At 37.9% G+C, this 17,829-nt stretch carries 16 protein-coding genes and 3 pseudogenes; 13 read left to right on the top strand and 6 right to left on the bottom strand.

Going from position 1 to position 17,829, the window contains the following annotated elements; translation table 11 throughout:
- Positions 1-81: 81 nt before the first annotated feature.
- Positions 82-696, bottom strand: a complete 615-nt coding sequence (locus tag P4S65_RS02575; protein ID WP_033023237.1) for a paraquat-inducible protein A — start codon at positions 694-696, stop codon at positions 82-84.
- Positions 697-698: 2 nt separating this feature from the next.
- Positions 699-1,964: an EAL and HDOD domain-containing protein gene (locus P4S65_RS02580; protein WP_337119517.1), complete on the bottom strand. Its 1,266-nt coding sequence runs from the start codon at positions 1,962-1,964 to the stop codon at positions 699-701.
- Between the two features lie 505 nt (positions 1,965-2,469).
- Here P4S65_RS02580 and P4S65_RS02585 point away from each other — a divergent pair.
- A complete protein-coding gene (locus tag P4S65_RS02585) occupies positions 2,470-3,036 on the top strand; it encodes a PhnA domain-containing protein (protein WP_337119518.1) in 567 nt (188 codons plus the stop codon).
- 51 nt (positions 3,037-3,087) lie between these two features.
- Here P4S65_RS02585 and P4S65_RS02590 read toward each other — a convergent pair whose 3' ends face one another.
- Positions 3,088-3,927: a 23S rRNA (adenine(2030)-N(6))-methyltransferase RlmJ gene (locus P4S65_RS02590; RefSeq protein WP_337119519.1), complete on the bottom strand. Its 840-nt coding sequence runs from the start codon at positions 3,925-3,927 to the stop codon at positions 3,088-3,090.
- A 218-nt stretch (positions 3,928-4,145) separates the two neighbouring features.
- Here P4S65_RS02590 and zapB point away from each other — a divergent pair, with 218 nt between their 5' ends.
- From zapB to P4S65_RS02640, 10 genes and pseudogenes are all read left to right on the top strand, one after another.
- Positions 4,146-4,376, top strand: coding sequence for a cell division protein ZapB (zapB, locus tag P4S65_RS02595; protein ID WP_007375968.1), 231 nt, complete (start codon positions 4,146-4,148; stop codon positions 4,374-4,376).
- Positions 4,376-4,681 (top strand): cell division protein ZapA, encoded by a 306-nt coding sequence (locus tag P4S65_RS02600; protein ID WP_337119520.1) that lies wholly within the window; start codon positions 4,376-4,378, stop codon positions 4,679-4,681. Before zapB ends, P4S65_RS02600 begins: the two co-directional genes overlap by 1 nt.
- Positions 4,682-4,744: 63 nt before the next feature.
- Positions 4,745-5,765 (top strand): annotated as a pseudogene (locus tag P4S65_RS02605) (MBL fold metallo-hydrolase).
- A 55-nt stretch (positions 5,766-5,820) separates the two neighbouring features.
- Positions 5,821-7,295: pseudogene (locus tag P4S65_RS02610) on the top strand (LysM peptidoglycan-binding domain-containing protein).
- A 63-nt stretch (positions 7,296-7,358) separates the two neighbouring features.
- A complete protein-coding gene (locus P4S65_RS02615) occupies positions 7,359-7,847 on the top strand; it encodes an FKBP-type peptidyl-prolyl cis-trans isomerase (protein ID WP_337119521.1) in 489 nt (162 codons plus the stop codon).
- Between the two features lie 25 nt (positions 7,848-7,872).
- A complete protein-coding gene (locus P4S65_RS02620) occupies positions 7,873-8,601 on the top strand; it encodes an SDR family NAD(P)-dependent oxidoreductase (RefSeq protein ID WP_337119522.1) in 729 nt (242 codons plus the stop codon).
- On the top strand, positions 8,598-9,437 hold the full coding sequence (locus tag P4S65_RS02625; protein WP_337119523.1) for an amidohydrolase family protein: 840 nt from the start codon (positions 8,598-8,600) through the stop codon (positions 9,435-9,437). Before P4S65_RS02620 ends, P4S65_RS02625 begins: the two co-directional genes overlap by 4 nt.
- 47 nt (positions 9,438-9,484) lie before the next feature.
- Positions 9,485-11,068 carry a S41 family peptidase gene (locus P4S65_RS02630; RefSeq protein ID WP_337119524.1) on the top strand — a complete coding sequence of 528 codons (1,584 nt, stop codon included), beginning with the start codon at positions 9,485-9,487 and terminating at the stop codon, positions 11,066-11,068.
- Between the two features lie 3 nt (positions 11,069-11,071).
- A complete protein-coding gene (locus P4S65_RS02635; RefSeq protein WP_337119525.1) occupies positions 11,072-11,452 on the top strand; it encodes a hypothetical protein in 381 nt (126 codons plus the stop codon).
- Between the two features lie 129 nt (positions 11,453-11,581).
- Positions 11,582-12,061 (top strand): hypothetical protein, encoded by a 480-nt coding sequence (locus P4S65_RS02640; RefSeq protein ID WP_096793866.1) that lies wholly within the window; start codon positions 11,582-11,584, stop codon positions 12,059-12,061.
- Between the two features lie 5 nt (positions 12,062-12,066).
- Here P4S65_RS02640 and P4S65_RS02645 read toward each other — a convergent pair whose 3' ends face one another.
- Positions 12,067-14,607 (bottom strand): protein kinase domain-containing protein, encoded by a 2,541-nt coding sequence (locus P4S65_RS02645; protein ID WP_337119526.1) that lies wholly within the window; start codon positions 14,605-14,607, stop codon positions 12,067-12,069.
- A 121-nt stretch (positions 14,608-14,728) separates the two neighbouring features.
- Between P4S65_RS02645 and P4S65_RS02650 the strand changes: the two genes are divergently transcribed.
- Both P4S65_RS02650 and P4S65_RS02655 read left to right on the top strand, forming a co-directional pair.
- Positions 14,729-15,376 carry an FHA domain-containing protein gene (locus P4S65_RS02650; RefSeq protein ID WP_337119527.1) on the top strand — a complete coding sequence of 216 codons (648 nt, stop codon included), beginning with the start codon at positions 14,729-14,731 and terminating at the stop codon, positions 15,374-15,376.
- Positions 15,377-15,438: 62 nt separating this feature from the next.
- Complete coding sequence (locus P4S65_RS02655; RefSeq protein ID WP_337119528.1) at positions 15,439-15,666, top strand: hypothetical protein; 228 nt, start codon at positions 15,439-15,441, stop codon at positions 15,664-15,666.
- Positions 15,667-15,829: 163 nt separating this feature from the next.
- On the opposite strand, the gene P4S65_RS02660 is transcribed toward P4S65_RS02655, so the two are convergent.
- Positions 15,830-17,005, bottom strand: a complete 1,176-nt coding sequence (locus P4S65_RS02660; RefSeq protein ID WP_007375956.1) for a mandelate racemase/muconate lactonizing enzyme family protein — start codon at positions 17,003-17,005, stop codon at positions 15,830-15,832.
- A gap of 26 nt (positions 17,006-17,031) precedes the next feature.
- Positions 17,032-17,798: pseudogene (locus P4S65_RS02665) on the bottom strand (class II aldolase/adducin family protein).
- Between the last annotated feature and the right edge of the window lie 31 nt (positions 17,799-17,829).

Here is a 17,829-nt window from a genome sequence, read left to right on the forward strand (position 1 = left end):
TAAAAACGTTGCAACATTATGCCTTTTAATAAATTTTAAAATGATTGTAAGATAACCTAACGGCAACCACAAATACTTTAATTATGTAGACTGCGGTTTATCAGGTGTTTTAATTAAGTTACTCGCTATAATTGCAAATATACAATATGCGCTAAAATACCAAAAACCCTCACCAAATTGGGCATTCATAACAAGTAGCTCACCACTTTTACCATGAGCGTTACCTGCTAGGTAAGTCACTATTAATGCAATAACAAATACATCAACCATGCTCCACTTACTTAATGCACAAATAACCAGACCGAGCTTTTGCTTAAACCCATTCAAAGGTAGGCAACAATAAAACAATTGTAATAGCAGCTTCAGGCTTGGAATAACAATAGAAAACAACCCCACTAAGGCGGCTACAAGTAAATTGTTATTATTAGCAAGTTCTTTAACTGTACCTAAAATACTTTGTGTTTTGTTATAGGCGCTAATCTCGCCCTCTAACTTATCAAGCCCTAGCATATTCGAGAACATCATTAGCATGCTGCGAGTCCGGCCATCGCCCTCTTCAGCCAGCATTTCAATACCCGCTTGCGCTAATTTTGATTTATCTATGTTGCCCTCTATTGTTAATACTGGTTTTGTAATACCAGGAAACAATAAACAAAGAGCAACCACTACACTTATAACCGACAACCAATTACGCATATTTAATCAACCACAACCTCTATTACATCATCACTATAAAGCATCGACTCTAAAACAAAGTTATAAAGTTTCTCAATTGGGAGCTGTGGATTGATTTCTTTTAAGGTTGTATCAACTAATGACCAGTTTTTATTTTCGATAGCTTTGGCAAGAATTAAGCAATCGCCTAGCACCCCAGAGCCATGTAATAAAGCATCAGTGATATCTTTGTTTAGTGTAAATTCTTTAACAATACTATTTAATTCAATATCCAAAATGGCATCAAGCATTGAGAACAACCCAACTAAATAGCCTTGCTGAGCCAAATCACGACTTTCTTCAGTTAAAATTAACTCTATTAACCTTGCTCGCACAAGTGCAAATTTAGTGAGCTCCGTCGGTTTATCTATACCTAAGTCACTGAGAGCTAGTACGCGGACAAACTGGCGAATAACGTCTTCGCCTAAATACACTACAGCTTGCGAAATAGACGTAATTACTAAATTACTATTTCCTGAGCGTGCATTAGCTAATTTCAAAATACGCGTGGTAATACCAACATCTCTCGCTACACGCTGATGTATCTCCTCAAAACATAAAGACTCTTTTGACGTTGATTTAAGTAAATCAAACACAGTAACTTTTGAAGGATCGATACCACTGTAAGTTAGCATTTCTGGACGAGCAAAAAAGAATCCCTGAAATAAGTCACATCCAGCAGTTTTTAGTACTTTAAACTGTTCGTGTGTCTCTATACGCTCAACAATAATTTTACAGTGAGGGTATTTACGCTTAAGCTTTTTTACGTGCATATTAGTTTTTATTATGGGCTCATCGGCCTCTATTTTTATATAACTAACAAGTGCTAATAATGGCTCCCACTTTGCATCGCCATCATAATCATCAAGTGCAAAAGTGTATCCCTCTTTTTTTAATGATGTAACACGTTTAGCTACTTCATCTATATTCACTGTGCGTTCTACAATTTCAATAACCGTCATTTCAGGATTTAATAATTTAGGGAAGTCATCGAGTAATGCATCCGTTGATAAATTAATAAATGCCAGTTGATGCGCAGTAAGCTTTTCAGCACCTACCAACATAAGCGTATTAAAAAATAAACGGCTCGTTGCATGTTCATCACTTGTACCTACTGGAAAGGCGTTATTTGATGAATTCCTATACAGCAACTCATACGCAAAAACCTCTTTTTCAGCATTAAATATGGGTTGTCTTGCTACATACTGCGTAAGAGTAGGAGTTAAAGTTGGTGTATTAGACGCTTTCAATAGGTTTAGCCTGTAAGTTCATGTGTGCAATTAGCACTTATGTAGTTACTTTAATACATGTGACAAATTAAAAGTATAGTAAAAATATCTTAATCATTGCAAACAACTAAAAGTAAATCATATAAAAGGATGCTCTACTAAATATAAAATAGCGATCTATTGCCATCGTTTTTATTATCAAACCTCCAACAGACACATTACACATATTGCATAAACGCCTTACAAAAAGAATAAACAACTGGGCTTGTTGACTTTTGTGGATTAAAATTTGTTCAATCGAGGGGCTATTTATGGGAATAACCACACACCATAGGCTCTGCCTCGCCTAAATACCAAACTGACTGCTGTAAATTTAACCTCAAAAGATAAGCAGGCCTAGGGTTCAGAAATTAAAAACCCCCGCATGAATAATATACCCTTACAAAACCAAGGGGCTTATAGCGTTCAGCAGCCCTGCTAGGGTATAATAACGCCAAATGTAAACTTCACTTAAATAAGAACCTTCATGAGTATTGAAAAAGCCTTAATTGAACGCAGTAGTAATCAATGTGAATTATGTGCAGCAACCGAAAACCTTTCTGTATACGAAGTACCTCCTGTGACAGAAACTCATTCAGATAAATGTATTTACACATGTCAAACCTGTAAAGAACAAATCGAAAACAGTAGCGAATTAACACCAACACATTGGCACTGTTTAAATGACAGCATGTGGAGCCAAACACCCGCAGTACAAGTTGTAGCTTACAGAATGCTTTCGCGCTTAGCGCCTGATAATGGCTGGGCACAAGACGCACTCGACATGATTTACCTTGAAGAAGATACACTTGCTTGGGCTAAAAAAGCACTTGCTGAAGATGACGATGTTAAACATGTTGATAGCAACGGTGTGGTACTTCAAGCTGGCGATACCGTTACACTTATTAAAGATTTAGACGTTAAAGGCAGTAGCCTTACCGCTAAACGCGGTACCGCAGTACGCAATATTGGCTTAACGAGTAATCCTGAACATATTGAAGGGCGAGTTGATGGTCAACGTATTGTTATTTTAACTAAATACGTTAAAAAATAAGGCATAAAAGTAAGCGCTGTATTGCACAGCGCTTTTTATTTAACATTTCAGCTATTCACTTACTAATTGTTCGCTACGATAAAAGCCACTCGGCTTGCTTAATAAAGTCATGAGCTCTGGTAGCACTGCATCCATAGTTTGCTTTAGTTTCCATGGCGGATTAATGACTATCATGCCAGATGCGGTCATGCCGTGTACATCGGTGTCATCTTCAGTGCCCAATTCAAATAATTGAATATTACGCATACCTGAATCTATTAAACCTTGCTCCATATTATCAATACGTTCCCTATCCACTACAGGATACCAAATCATATAAGTACCTGTCGAAAAACGCTGGTACGCTTTGATTAAAGTAGTAACAACCGTTTCATAATCATCCTTAATTTCATATGGTGGGTCGATCAATACACATGCTCTGCGTGAAGCAGGTGGCAAAAGGCCTACCAATCCAGTAAATCCATTCTCACCACGTACACGAATAGATCGTTTACCTTGCATATTCTCTTCAAGTAATAACAAATCGCGCGGATGCAGCTCAAAAAACCATCCTTTATCGTGACGACGTAAAAAGTGCTCAGCAATCTTTGGAGAGCCAGGATAAAATGCAAGTTCATCTGTTTCATTAAACGATTTAATTAACGCTATATATTCATTAAGTGCAGCGTGTTCACTTTTATGCTGCCACAACTTTTCTATACCATCTTGATATTCTTGTGTTTTTTGCGAATCAGCTGCGGCTAATTCAAAAAAACCTGCGCCTGAGTGTGTGTCTATGTAATCAAGTGGTTTATCTTTAATTGTTTGATAACCTAGTACTTGCGCTAACACTAAATGTTTGAGTACATCGGCAGGGTTACCAGCATGAAATGAGTGTCTATAACTAAGCATTATTTATTTTCGCCATACGCTATTTAATAAAAAACAGTGAACCATAAGCACTATACTTTGGCAACTGAGAGTGAACCATTTATGAATGAAAAAGCCTTCACGCTGAATTATCCCTTAACGCAGAAGAAAAATCAGCTAAAACCACCATAAATGCTGGCAAATCAATACACTTTGCTTTACATTTGCATGACATTAATTACAGTTATATGAGCGCCTTTATGAATAACAATACTCTTCAACAACTCGAACAACTGATCGATTCACTAATTGATCGTAATAATCAATTGCTAACTGATGTTTCAAACTTAAAAGAACAAAATAGCAAACTAGCAGATGAAAACGAACTATTACAGCTAGAAGCTATTGAAAACGAAGAAAAACAAAAAGATGCCAGCACAACTTTATCTGGTCTTCTTGATAAATTACAAAGTGCACAACAGGCTAGCTAATGTCTGAGCTGCAAAACCAGCGGGTCACTGTTGAGTTGCTAGGTCAAGAGCAGCAATTTGCTTGTCCTGAAGGACAAGAAGAGGCACTAATAGCAGCAGCTAAAAACCTTAATGATTTGGTGGAGCAAATGAAACAACGCTCTTCAGTTCGAAATGATCAAAAAGCCTTACTTATGGCAGCGTTAAACTTAAGCCACGAATTGCTAGAAGCAAAAACACAGGCTACAGTTGAGCAGCAGAAACAAGACCAACTCGTTGACAAACTAAGTCAGCATTTGGCAAGTGACCCCACACATCAAAAATAAAAAGCGCAAACTGCGCTTTTTGTTTATTATTAGCATAATTAAATAATAGCGTAGAGACACAGGATGAAGTTAAACCTATCTTATATAATCGCTTCATGTAAATACTTACTACTAGCATGTTCTTTATTACTCGTAGCGCCAACAACTTATGGCGCAGTCAATTGGGTAACTATTAATGCTAATATCCAATTTTTAGAACAAGAAAAAAGCTGCGTTTTTACGACTCTAACCAAGTACTTATCGAAGGTGACAAGTGTGCACTACTTGTTGATGCAAGCGGTAATTTTGCTGCTGTGGAACAGCTAGCTAATGACCTAAAAAAACACCTAAAAACACCATTATGCTACTTAGTTGCTTCGCATTACCACGATGATCATTTACTCGGTATGGCGGTTATGCAACACTTCTACCCTGATGCAAAACTAATTGTGCATCAGCAAGTAAATAGCGATTTTAATCGCTACCAAAAAGCATTTAATGACCAACTCGATAGTTACGAAAAAAGTATAGAGCTGAGTTACCAACGCTTAGCCGGTATTTCAAAAGCAGAACAAGCACAATGGCGTGAAAAGTTGGAGCTTGCAAAAAAACGCCTTTTTCGCTGGCAAGAATATCAACTAAAGTCGCCAGAAATTATTATTGATGAAAATAAAACACTTGATTTAGGGGGTTTAAAGTAACCTTAAACGCCCATCAAGCCCATACAAGTGGTGACTTAACACTCACAACTAATAGCGGTCGTGTTTTAATTGGTGGCGACATTGTTGACTGGCTCCCTTATCCTGGGCACGGCGAATTTAAAAGCTGGCGAACGCTGCTTAAACAATACATTGACGATGAAAATCTTGCGCTGATTATACCAGGGCATGGTGGTATACTTGACAGAGCTCAACTCAAACAGCCGTTAGCATTTCTAACCGCTATTACTGAGCATGTGAACAAAAACAACGATCAAACGATAGAACAACTTGTGTTATCGTTTCCTAAAAAAGTAATGAAACCTTACACAGAAGAATCTTTAAATGCAAAATCGAGCAATTTGTTTTTGCAATCAGGATTAGCTCGCGCGAAAAACGCAAAATAACTCAACACAATGGACTGTGTTAAAATAGTAAAAGGAATTTACAAAAGTGAACATTATGCGCAGCTTGTCTCTCTGTTTTTTAGTTTTATTTCTATTCGGTTGTGAAACAACTGAATCAGAAATTCAAGAAACGCCAAAAATATTTACTCACTTTGAGCCAAAACACACTTTTTTAGACAAATCGGATCAACACATAATTGAAGATGCTCAAGTAAAGCCTCAGAACACAGTATTACTACATAAAAAAGTAAACATTAAAAAGCCATCTCCCAAAGCAACTGACTTATGGGTTCACATTGCCGAGAACCTGCATTTTAAAATTGATCAAAACCGAGCTTTAAAGCAACGTATAAATTGGTATTTAAAGCAACCCAATTACTTACGTGCTGTAAACAAACGTGCAGCGCCGTACCTGTATCACATCGTAAAAAAATTGAGCAAAAGCAACTACCTATGGAGCTCGCTTTACTACCATTTGTAGAAAGCGATTTTAGACCAACGATAGCCTCATCACAGCAAGCTGTTGGCGTTTGGCAGTTGGTTGGCGCAACGGCGCATCACTTTGGAGTTAAGTCAGACCAATGGTACGACGGCCGCCAAGACGTACTTGCTTCAACTGATGCCGCACTTGATTACTTAAGCTACTTGCATAAACGCTTTGATGGTAATTGGCTAAACGCTTTGGCCGCTTATAACAGTGGTGAGGGCCGTGTTAAACGCGCAATCGAAAAAAACAAAAAGCGCGGTAAAAGCACCGATTACTGGTCGCTAAGCCTACCAAAAGAAACCGCTGACTACGTCCCCAAGTTACTCGCTTTAAGCTATTTAGTTAAACACCCACAAAAAGGCATTAAGCGCCCAAAGCTTGCATATAAGCCATTTACAACACAGATGAATATAGGCCAGCAGTTTGACTTTTCAGTTATTGCTAAGCTCTCTGGTATAGGCTCAAAGCAGCTACATGCAATCAATCAGGGGTACTTAAAAAATCAAAGCTCACCTAACGGGCCGCACACTTTACTGCTTCCTATAGGGCAAGAGGCACTATTAAAAAGTCAGTTTTTTAAATCAAACTTTGCTGGAGAGTACATCGTTAAACAAAACGACACGCTTTATGGTATCGCTAGGCGTTTTAGCATGTCGGTAAAAGCTTTAAAACAACTTAATAATAAAAATAATAATTTAATCGGCGTTGGAGAAAAGTTATTAGTTGGACAACCTAAAACTCTGCCAAGCACATTAACTGTTGATTACAAAATTAGTCCTTATTTAGAGCACCAAGAGATTGCGATTCCCACCATTGAAATAGATTACGAAGTTAAGTCAGGCGATAGCCTTTGGAGTATAAGTCAGCTTTATGATGTCCCTCATAGCGACTTGGCAAAATGGAATAAGCTCTCTGCATCAAGCATTTTAAAGCCAGGCACTCAATTAGTGCTGTTTATACCTCAGGCTGAAAAGCAAAAAGCAGCACCAATAAAAAAAGATTTACTGCTAGATTTACAAAAAACACTAAATCAGCCACGTTAAGTTTATAAACAAGTATATTTCGCGTAAAATCAGCCTCAACATATTAAATTTAAAGAGATAAGCATGCAAATCAGTAAAAATTCAGCTGTTGAATTTCACTACACACTCAGTGAAGGCACTGAACAAATAGAAAGTAGCACAAACGAAGCACCACTCACTTACATTCATGGTAGCGAAGGCATGCTTCCTGGTTTAGAAAAAGCACTTGAAGGCAAACAAGCTGGTGAGAAGTTTAGTGTAACGCTAGAGCCAAGTGAATCGTACGGCGAGCGTGTTGATGACTTAATTCAACGCATCCCGCTTAAGCACTTACAAGGCGACGTTAAAGTATGGAAACCAGGTATGACAGCAATGGTAAGTTCTAACCAAGGTCGTCATCAAGTGACTATTGTTAAAGTAGGTCGCTTTAACGCAGATTGTGATTTAAACCACCCATTTGCGGGTAAAACGCTAACATTTGATGTGGAAATCATCTCTGTACGTGAAGCAACAAGTGAAGAAGTTTCTCACGGACATGTGCACGCTGAAGGCGGCTGTGGCCACTCTCACTAATCACCTTTACTAATTAGGATCAAATATGGCTAAAGTTGCTATTGTTACTGGCGGAACAAAAGGCATTGGTTTAGCAGTAATTAAACGCTTGCTAAACAGTGGTTACCAAGTTCATAACCTCGATATAGAGCCTAGTGAATACGGTATATTCCATCAGTGCGATGTCAGTGATGTAACAGGCGTACGTAGCTGTATTAAAATTATATACGAGCAATCGCAACGAATAGACGTACTTGTTTCTAATGCAGGAAAGCATTTAAGCGCAAATATACAAAGCACCGACGAGCAAACTCTCGATGCGCTGTTTGCGCTTAATGTTAAAGGCGCTTATGCGGCAGTACAAAGTGTATTGCCTAGCATGAAAGCGCAAAATAACGGCGTTATTATATTAGTCGCTTCCGATCAGGCACTTATAGGTAAGCAAAACTCTTTTGCGTATAACCTGACCAAACACGCCCTTGCCTCTATGGCAAAAACAACAGCGCTTGATTACGCGAGTTTCAATATTAGAGCAAATGCCGTATGCCCTGGCACAATAGAGACCCCGCTATTTCATAACGCAATAGATGCGTACTGTAAAAAAAGTGGTGCAAACAAGGCCGAGATAGTTGCCGAAGAAGCAAGCCTTCAACCGCTTAACCGATTGGGGCAAGCCGACGAAGTTGCCGCTCTTGTGAGCTTTTTAGCAAGCGACGATGCCAGCTTTATTACTGGCAGCCTACAAAGTATTGACGGTGGCTATACTGCCCAATGAGTACAAAAATAATTGACCCGCATGTCCATTTCTTTAATTTAATTGAGGGTCAGTATTTATGGTTGCAGGGCGCCAATCCGCCAACATGGACAAATTTAGATAAAATAAAACAGCAAATTAGCGCAGAACAACTTATTGAAAGCACTGATTTCGAACTTTCTGGCTTAGTGCATATAGAAGCTGGATTTGATAACAGCGCACCTATTAATGAGTTAAAATGGCTTGATAAACACTTAAGTAATATTGCCTATAAAGCGATTAGCTTTATACAAATTGATCAAGACAGTGAGTCATTTGAACGTACGCTAAAAAACCTTATACACCCAACGTTAGCCGGGATCCGAGATATTACCGAAGGCAATGATGCAGCACGCTTATTAAACAGTTTTTGCTTAGATAATCTTAAAATATTAAGCCACTTGAATCTGCATTTTGAAGCGCAGCTTGAGCTTGAAAATATACCAATAGTAAAAAAATTAGCGTATTACGCGAAGCAACTCCCACATCTACAGATTGTAATTAATCATGCTGGATTACCAAGCAATATAGTACTTTGGCAACAAGGTATTGAACTATTAGCCAAAAATTGTAACGTTGCAATTAAGTTTTCAGGGTTTGAGCTTCTGTCGCTAAATAACCAACAGCAAATTACGTGTTTTGATATTATTTTTCAGCATTTTGGTGAGCAACGGATTATGTTTGCCAGTAATTTCCCCGTTTGCCAAATTAACTCCAGCTATAACAATTTATGGCATGCTCATTTGGGGTTGTGTAACAGTGATCACATCTGGCACCATTTAAGCTACAAAAATGCCAAACATCTCTATCTAGTATAAATAAAAACCGCTATATTTACGTATTAGTATAAAAAGCGAGCCTTCACATGTTCATTCCTACGAAGTTAAATATTGCAAAAACCATTCTGCCTTTAACACTTATTAGCATCTTAAGCGCATGTGGCGGTGGCGGTGGCGGAATTTTAAATGACAGTAATAGTGTCACTCCTATTGGCTCAAATACAACAACTTGGACCGCCAATGAATTTGCTCGTGCTAGTCAATTTAAAGGCCAGTGCCAAGCAAGTGATGAGAAGAACTGGCTACGTTCATGGAGTAACGAAACATACCTTTGGTATGATGAAATTATCGACACTGACCCAGCTCTTACGAGTGGAGTCCTTGATTACTTTGAACAACTAAAAACCAATGAACTCACCGAATCGGGTGCAAAAAAGGATAACTTTCATTTTAATTTACCTACCGATGAGTGGGAACGCCAAAATCAAGCAGGCGTAAGTTATGGCTACGGTTTCAATATAAAAATTCTAGCGTCTAGCGCACCTCGCCAAGCCATAATAAGTTATACGCAGCCCAATACTCCGGCAAGTAACCAAAACCTAACACGTGGATTTGAGTTAGTTGAAGTAGATGGTATTGATTTTGTAAATACCAACTCATCAAATGATGTTAGTGTTATTAATGCAGGTTTATTCCCTACGCAAACAGGTAAAGTAACTGAGTTTGTATTTAAAGATATCAACACCAACGAAAACCGTACTGTTACCCTCACGTCGCAAAATATAACCTCGCAACCGGTAAGTAATGTACGGACTGACTTAGCGAATGGAGAGGTTGGATATTTTCAATTTAATAGCCATAATGCAATTGCTGAAGAGCAACTATACAACGCATTTAACCAACTTGCTGCAAGCGACATTAAAGACTTAGTCATCGATATACGCTATAACGGTGGTGGGTTTTTACAAATGGCAAGCCAAATTGCTTATATGATCGCAGGTAATAGTAATACACAAGGTAAGGTTTTTGAACGTACTATTTTTAACGATAAAAACCCAAATACCAACCCAATAACAGGGCAAGCACTTACCCCAATGTCTTTTACCAATCAATTTGTGGGATTTGAGAGCAACCCAAGTATTACACCGGGTACACCTTTGCCAACACTTAACTTAAATCGTGTATTTGTGCTTACAACCAGCAGCACTTGCTCTGCCAGTGAAGCCATTATTAATGGTCTACGCGGCGCAGATGTAGAGGTGATTCAAGTGGGTTCAGGTACTTGTGGAAAACCATATGGCTTTTACCCAACAGATAATTGCGATACAACTTATTTCACCATTCAATTTACCGGCGAGAACAATAAAGGCTTTGGTGAATTTTCAGATGGTTTTGCACCACAAAATACATTAGATAACGCACTCCAGCCTGTATTAATAGCAGGCTGTGCCGTTGCAGATGATTTTACTACTTCCTTAGGTGATGCTAATGAAGCACTACTCAAAACGGCACTTAGCTATCGCACAACAGAGAGCTGTCCTGCGCCAAGCTCTACCAGTAGCAAGCAGGGTTTTGCTCCATCAATTGTAGATGATTCACCAAAGGTAGAAGATACCCGAGTGCAAACAATGCTTAATCAAAATATTATTCTCAGCGATAACATAAGGTAGGCTATGCAAATGCGTTTACTAATAATCACAGCTATCATAATGTGTACGCTTACTGGGTGCTCAGCACAAAGCTCTGAGTCGACACCTAAGCTGCAACATGCATTATTGGTAGAGCCAAATAGTAAGGCTGTAGCCGAGGTTATAGCTCTACTACTTCATAGTCAGCAGATACAATTAGCTGATGACGTATTTTTAACAAGTAGTACGGTAACGCTCGATAAACTTAATCAAAAAGATACTTTGGATAACCCGATTATGGGCAAGCAACTCAACATGCCCGATCAATTTGAGTTAATGATTAAAGACGAGCAATGTTTTGTACGCCACCTTGATAGTAAGGCAACCAAAGTTATCAATGATGTTAATTGCCGAGTAAATAATTAGTTTACTCAATGGCAATTTATATATAAAAAACGCTATGCTCACTGGAGTATATGTTTTATCTAAGCGCAGGTTATTTAACCTGTAAAACAACTATAATGACATTTATTAACCCTAAAACAGGATATTAAAATGAATAATCTTAGCTTTCGAGTTATTCCTACAGAAAATGGACAATGGAACATTTTTAGCCCTACGGGCGGAGATAGTGAAAATATTTGTATTGATTATAAAGCATTAAAGGCAGGCCAAGCCGTCAATTTATATTATGAATTGGTTGATTGTCTAGGATGGGAATTCGCTGAAAATGGCACCTACTTCTCTGATGCTAAAGATAATTTTAATTATCAATTAACAAGTATAGTGGCCAATAGCGGTCAATCACTTATAGTGTCTATCTCAAGTATCATTCCTGCCCACGCATTGCCTGCTCAGCTAGCAACAGAACTTGCTGACAATCCAGACGAAGCTGTTTCAGGTATGCTAAGTGAGAGCGCAGACTATGAAGTAAACTTCCGTCTTGTCGCTAAAAACACAGCTAATCAAGAACCAACAATGCGCTATTTCTCTCAAGATCCGCGAGTGATTCTTCAAGACATGGAACCACACTAGGAATTTTATGTACAGAGAGAATCATAATTCTCTTTGCCTAAGAGTTTTTGAAACTTACTCTCTGTACATAACGGCTTGAACCAACCAAGTCGATAAAAAGTGGGGCTCCATCCCTTTTTAATACTTTGCTCTACAGATGCAACCGCTGAGTACTTCTCTCCTAAAATGGCCTGAATCATAGCTTTCACAAAGTATACTTCGCTTAATTCAGAACTTTGAGCTAAAGCACGATCGATACTGATCATCGCTTCTTGCCCTTTATTCAAATGAACCTGTGCTTGCGCTTTTTCTAATAATAACTCAACAATTTGTGTATCGTCTGCTATCTGTCGATCTATCTTTTTATAAATATCAAAAGCCAGTTCCTTTTTATCTAACATATATAAAATATCAGCTAGATTGAGCTGTTGCGTACTATTTATAGAGGAGAGTTCTGCTGCCTTTTGGGCATGGTGTAATGCATCTTTTAACTCCCCTTTTAAAGACAACACAATAGAGTAATTTGAATATGTTGATGAAATAGCAGTCCCTGCTGAAATTAATCGCTGGTAGTTAATTTCAGCTTCCGCTAGGTCACCTGATAACAATGAAATATCTGCGAGCGTTTGTAGCGTAATAAAATCATTAGGTGTGTAGGTAAGTATTTTTGATAAATACTCTGCTGCTTTTTGATTATTGCCTTGCATAAGGTGGGCAATAGCTAGATTCCGTGTTGCAACAAGTGTTGGCCTTATTTTATAAGCGAGCTTTGCATGCGTTAAGGAACGCGCTAAATCACCATTTCTTTTATAGTAAATTGCTAGTAATGTTTGTTTTTGAAACTCTTCAAGATCTGACTCCTGAATTTTTTGTATCACAATTTCCGCATTATACTTATCTTTAACATGCTGATGAACTTCTAACATATCAATTAAGTAAGCAGCACTATTACGATAAGTACGAGGTAAAGTATTTAAGGTTTGTTTTAATTTTTTTATAATTTCGGGATCATGTGTTTTATCATACTGACGAAGTACGATTTTACGATACAGTGGATATAAAGGTGTAAACTCGGGACTGTGTAAAATCAAATTCTCAGCATCTGCCATTAAAGATTCCGCATCACGCGAATTATTTGACACTACACGTACTAAATTCACATATTGATCTAAAAACTCACTCTCTTTTTTTAGTGTTTGCCTACTCGCAGCATTACCTGTGTATAATTTTTCAACAAAACTACTCGCTAAATTATAAATTCCCATGTAATTTTCAGTATCACTTGCACTTCTTTCTTCACGAATTAGCGTCGCATTTCCCCCATTCAGTAGGCTTAAGTTGATATCACAAGAAAGTGGAGTGCAATCTAAGTGCGTAACAAGTAATTGATCCGAATTAAGTGCCTGGCCTAAAGAGGCTAAATTTGTGTCTTTGCCTAATAATTTTTGAGTTTGTCGTATTTCAGTTTTTGAGATTAATGCATAATCAGAGTGATTTAATAAGTAATGCGCTATAGCATCATTAATTGCCAAGTTAAGCACTTGCTTTTGAGCATCTAAGAGTTTGGTTGTTTTACTAAATTCGACAGGTAACACTGCAACGTAAGTTTTGGGTTTATTTGCTTGCCAATACCAAATGCTCACACTGAGTAAACTGATGGTAATACATGACAATAATGCAAAAATGACCCACTTATTCCTTTGTTTGTGTTTGCTAGCTAAATGAATGTCTGCCATAGAAATAGTTTCACTATTACCATTTAGCGACAATAAAATACGTTTTAATTCATCAGTAACTTCTACGCAAGATGACGGTCGGTGTTTTACATTATAAGAAAGAAGACGGTTTATAAGTAGTCCCAATGGTTCTGGGATACCCGTAATAGCGCATGCATTAGCGCTGCATTTATTATTTTTTATTTGCTCTGCTATAGACTTATTAGTAAGGTCAGAAGACTGTGCACTATATGGATGTTGATTAGCGAATAATTGATAAGCAATTAATCCAAATGAAAACAAATCACTTCTAAAGTCTAACGGTTGATCATTTAGCTGCTCTGGAGACATTGCTGTTAAACTGCCAAAGCTCATGTTTTCTTCCGATTGCAAAGTATCTTTTATCTGTGAAATACCAAAATCAGCGATTTTAGCTGAACCACTTTCATTGACCAAAACGTTGCTTGGCTTCAAATCAAGGTGCAAAATATTTTGCTGGTGAATGGTTAACAACCCTTCACTTATATCAATTAATAATGCTAGCTTTTCTTGTGCAGTTAATACTTGTTTTTTTAACAAACGTTCAAGTGTTGTACCTTTAACATATTCCATTTCAAGAACCAATTGCTCACCATACTGGATGGTCTTATAAATCTGGACTATGTTTGGATGATTAAAACAAGCTAATAATTTAGCCTCTAATAGTATTTGATCTGTAACTGAAGATGATAAATCGATTACTTTGAGCGCAACTTGGCGATCTAACTTTAAATCAGTAGCAAGGTAGACTTTGCTCATACCTCCTTGTGCTAAAACGTTTAGCTTATGGTAATGCTCTTCTAATTTAAACACACTGCAACTCAATAATATTTACATTTTAATGGTTAGTGTAACTTCAAAGATTAAATAATTACAATCTATTGATATTATTTAAGTATAATAAATTATATCAATAAGAAAAAACGGATGAACCATGGCTGTTTTAAAACATATAGAATCCCAGAGTAAATTCTATTTACGTGCTTTCCACCGCTTTGGTAGATTAGTACACTCTGTAGATACTTTGCTTGATTTTCCTGAAATCACACGTATTCATGCCGTAATTGAATGGCTAAATGAGCAATGGTGTATAAATGATTTAAGCAAAAATGGCGTTTGGTTAAACGATAAAAAAATCAGTAAAAATCAAAATATACCTTTAAAAAAAGGCGATAATATCCGTTTTTCTGAAGTAAATAATGCTGTGTATCAAGTTATTTGCGTCGACCCACCAAGAGACTTATTGTTACCAGAAAATGCCTCGCATGAAGACGTCATTTTTCTAGAGCAATACCATTTTTTACCTGACAATAAGCAACCTGAAGTGATTGTCTTTTTCGACTCACAGCAGCACTGTTGGTATTATGAAACTATGCAAGATCACCTTCTGACCCTAATGAGTGATGGTCAAAATTTATATATCGGCGGACAAGGTTGGTGCTTATTTCAGGCTGAATCCACCATGCAAGAAAAAACAGTTGAACTCAAAAGACAGCCTAATAATAATTTAGAGTTCATTTTTAGCCTAAGCCTCGATGAAGAATTAGCCGAACTAAAAATCAAAAAAATAAAGTTACATTAGACTTTGATGTGCGTTCTCATCATTATTTAACCTTGCTATTAGCACGATATAAATTAAATGACATGCAAAATAATTTTGAGGCTGATGTACAGGGTTGGGTGCAAGTAAAAAAACTAGCAAAAGATTTAGGTATTAGTGAAAGTCACGTTAATATTCAAATCCATCGCGCACGAAAGCAATTTGTTGAAATACTTAATAATGAAATAATACCCAGTGCATTGATAGAACGTAAACGCGGAAAAGTCCGCTTTGGCGGAAAAACGTTTACTATTTATAAAGGAAAAAAATAGAGTCTTCAAATTTAGAAGACAATGTAGAGTGAGCAGCAGATCATACAATAAAAAGCACTAGTGACATTTTTAGTAATAAATTAGACCGGCTGAAATAGTCGGTCTAACTTATTTTTAATAGTTTATTTTTTAAAGTGTAATATTATCAATCTCAACGCATTGGCTACTTAATTTCAACTCGCTGAGAGCGCATAACAATCTCGTCATTTAGCTCAATACCCAACCCTGGCTCTTCTGATACTTCAAAGAAGCCGTTTTTAGGCTGTGGATCTTGCAAACATAACTCGCGGTTCCATTTTTTAATCGCATAAGTATGGTGCTCATGAATTAAAAAGTTAGGGATAGCCGTTTCTAAATGCAGTGACGCTGCGGTTGCAACAGGGCCGCCACATACGTGAGCTTGAATTCGCACATCAAAAATATCAGCGTAGTCACATACTTTCTTAGTTTCGGTAAAACCACCGCACAAACCAATATCTGGCTGTAGAACATCAATACTTTGATCTTCTAAATATGGGCGCACTCCCCAGCGGTTATACAGACGTTCGCCACCAGCAATAGGCACATTAACTTTATCTGCTACTTTTGCGTGTAATGAGTGGTTTAGGTAGTTAACTGGCTCTTCAAAGTACATACAGTCAAATTCTTCTGCAATTTCACCCAACTGAATGGCTGTTGTCACGCCTGGTAAACTGTGGCATTCAAAAATAATATCCACTTCATCGCCTACTGCTTCGCGAATAGCTTGCATGCGCGCACGGTATAACTTCATTTCAGTACGTGAGATTATTTTTGTACGATCGTAATAAGTATTGCCGTCTTTATCGTACTGAATTGGATCTACTTTAACTGCATCATAGCCTTCGGCCATCGCTTTTAAAGCCGCTTCTGCATATTCTTGCGGCTGTACTAGCGCTTTAAATTCGCTATCCCAGTCAAACTGTAATTGCGATGCGTATGTACGTAGTTTGTCGTTAACTTTACCGCCTAATAATTGATATACAGGTAAACCAAGCGCTTTACCTTTTATATCCCAAAGTGCGGTATCAATTGCGCTCATTGCAGCATATACAACTGGTCCGCCGCCTAAACCCCAAAAGCTCTCACGTAACATACGTGACCATAGTTTTTCTGTTTGAAAAGGGTCGTGGCCGATTAAAAAGGCGTCGGCCATTTCTTTAATCATAGCAGCGGCTGCACTGTGGCCTAAATCGTAAGCAAGGCCTGCCTCGCCAACACCACTAATACCTTCGTCAGTATGAATACGTACAAATACAGGTGTCCAAGAAGGCCTATCAGGACAGTGAATATCAAATACTTCAACGCGATTTACTTTCATTAAAATTCCTTATTAACCGCTATGGGTTATTTTGCAAAACTAGAGTCAAGTCGGTACGCTTTACGCAACATTGCAGGCCACGCAAGTTGCCCGCCCGTGCTGCCACTGTGTACTACGTTTGCTTGATTATAAATATTGTCGATTATAGGTTGCGGCACTTCTATAACCTCTTGCGAGCTTGATTGTAGCGCTAGTTGTATTTCACACGCTCTCTGTAAATCATAAAAGCGCATAAACGCATCGCCTACCGTTGGGCCTACTGTTAAGCCACCGTGGTTTACCAATAACATATGGTTAGTGCTGCCCAAATCATCTTGCAGTACTTTTCGTTCATCGTCGTTTACTGCAAGCCCTTCGTAGCCATGATAAGAAAGCGATGGCAGTGAAAACATTGAATATTGGCTAAGCGGTAACAAACCATTTTTTTGTGTAGCGACTGCGATTGTTTCTTTAGTATGAAGGTGAATAACACAATGAGCGTCTTCGCGTACCTCGTGAATCGCACTGTGAATAGTAAAACCAGCTGGATTAATACTAAATGGCGTATCGTCAATAATGTTGCCGTCTAAGTCGACCTTCACTAAATTAGAGGCAGTTACTTCATCAAAGGTTAAACCAAAGGCATTCACTAAGTAGTGGTCGGTGCCAGGCAAACGTGCTGATAAATGCGTATAGATTAAATCCCCCAACGAAAGTGCTCTACCAGTCTATAACATGCGGCTAAATCAACACGAAGTTGCCACTCTTGTGCTGATACTTTATTTTTTAAATCGAGTTGGGGTAAATCAAACATAATAAGCCTTTTAAAACGTACATTATCAATC

This window comes from Pseudoalteromonas sp. B131b (assembly GCF_037162545.1).
GTDB lineage: Bacteria > Pseudomonadota > Gammaproteobacteria > Enterobacterales > Alteromonadaceae > Pseudoalteromonas > Pseudoalteromonas fuliginea.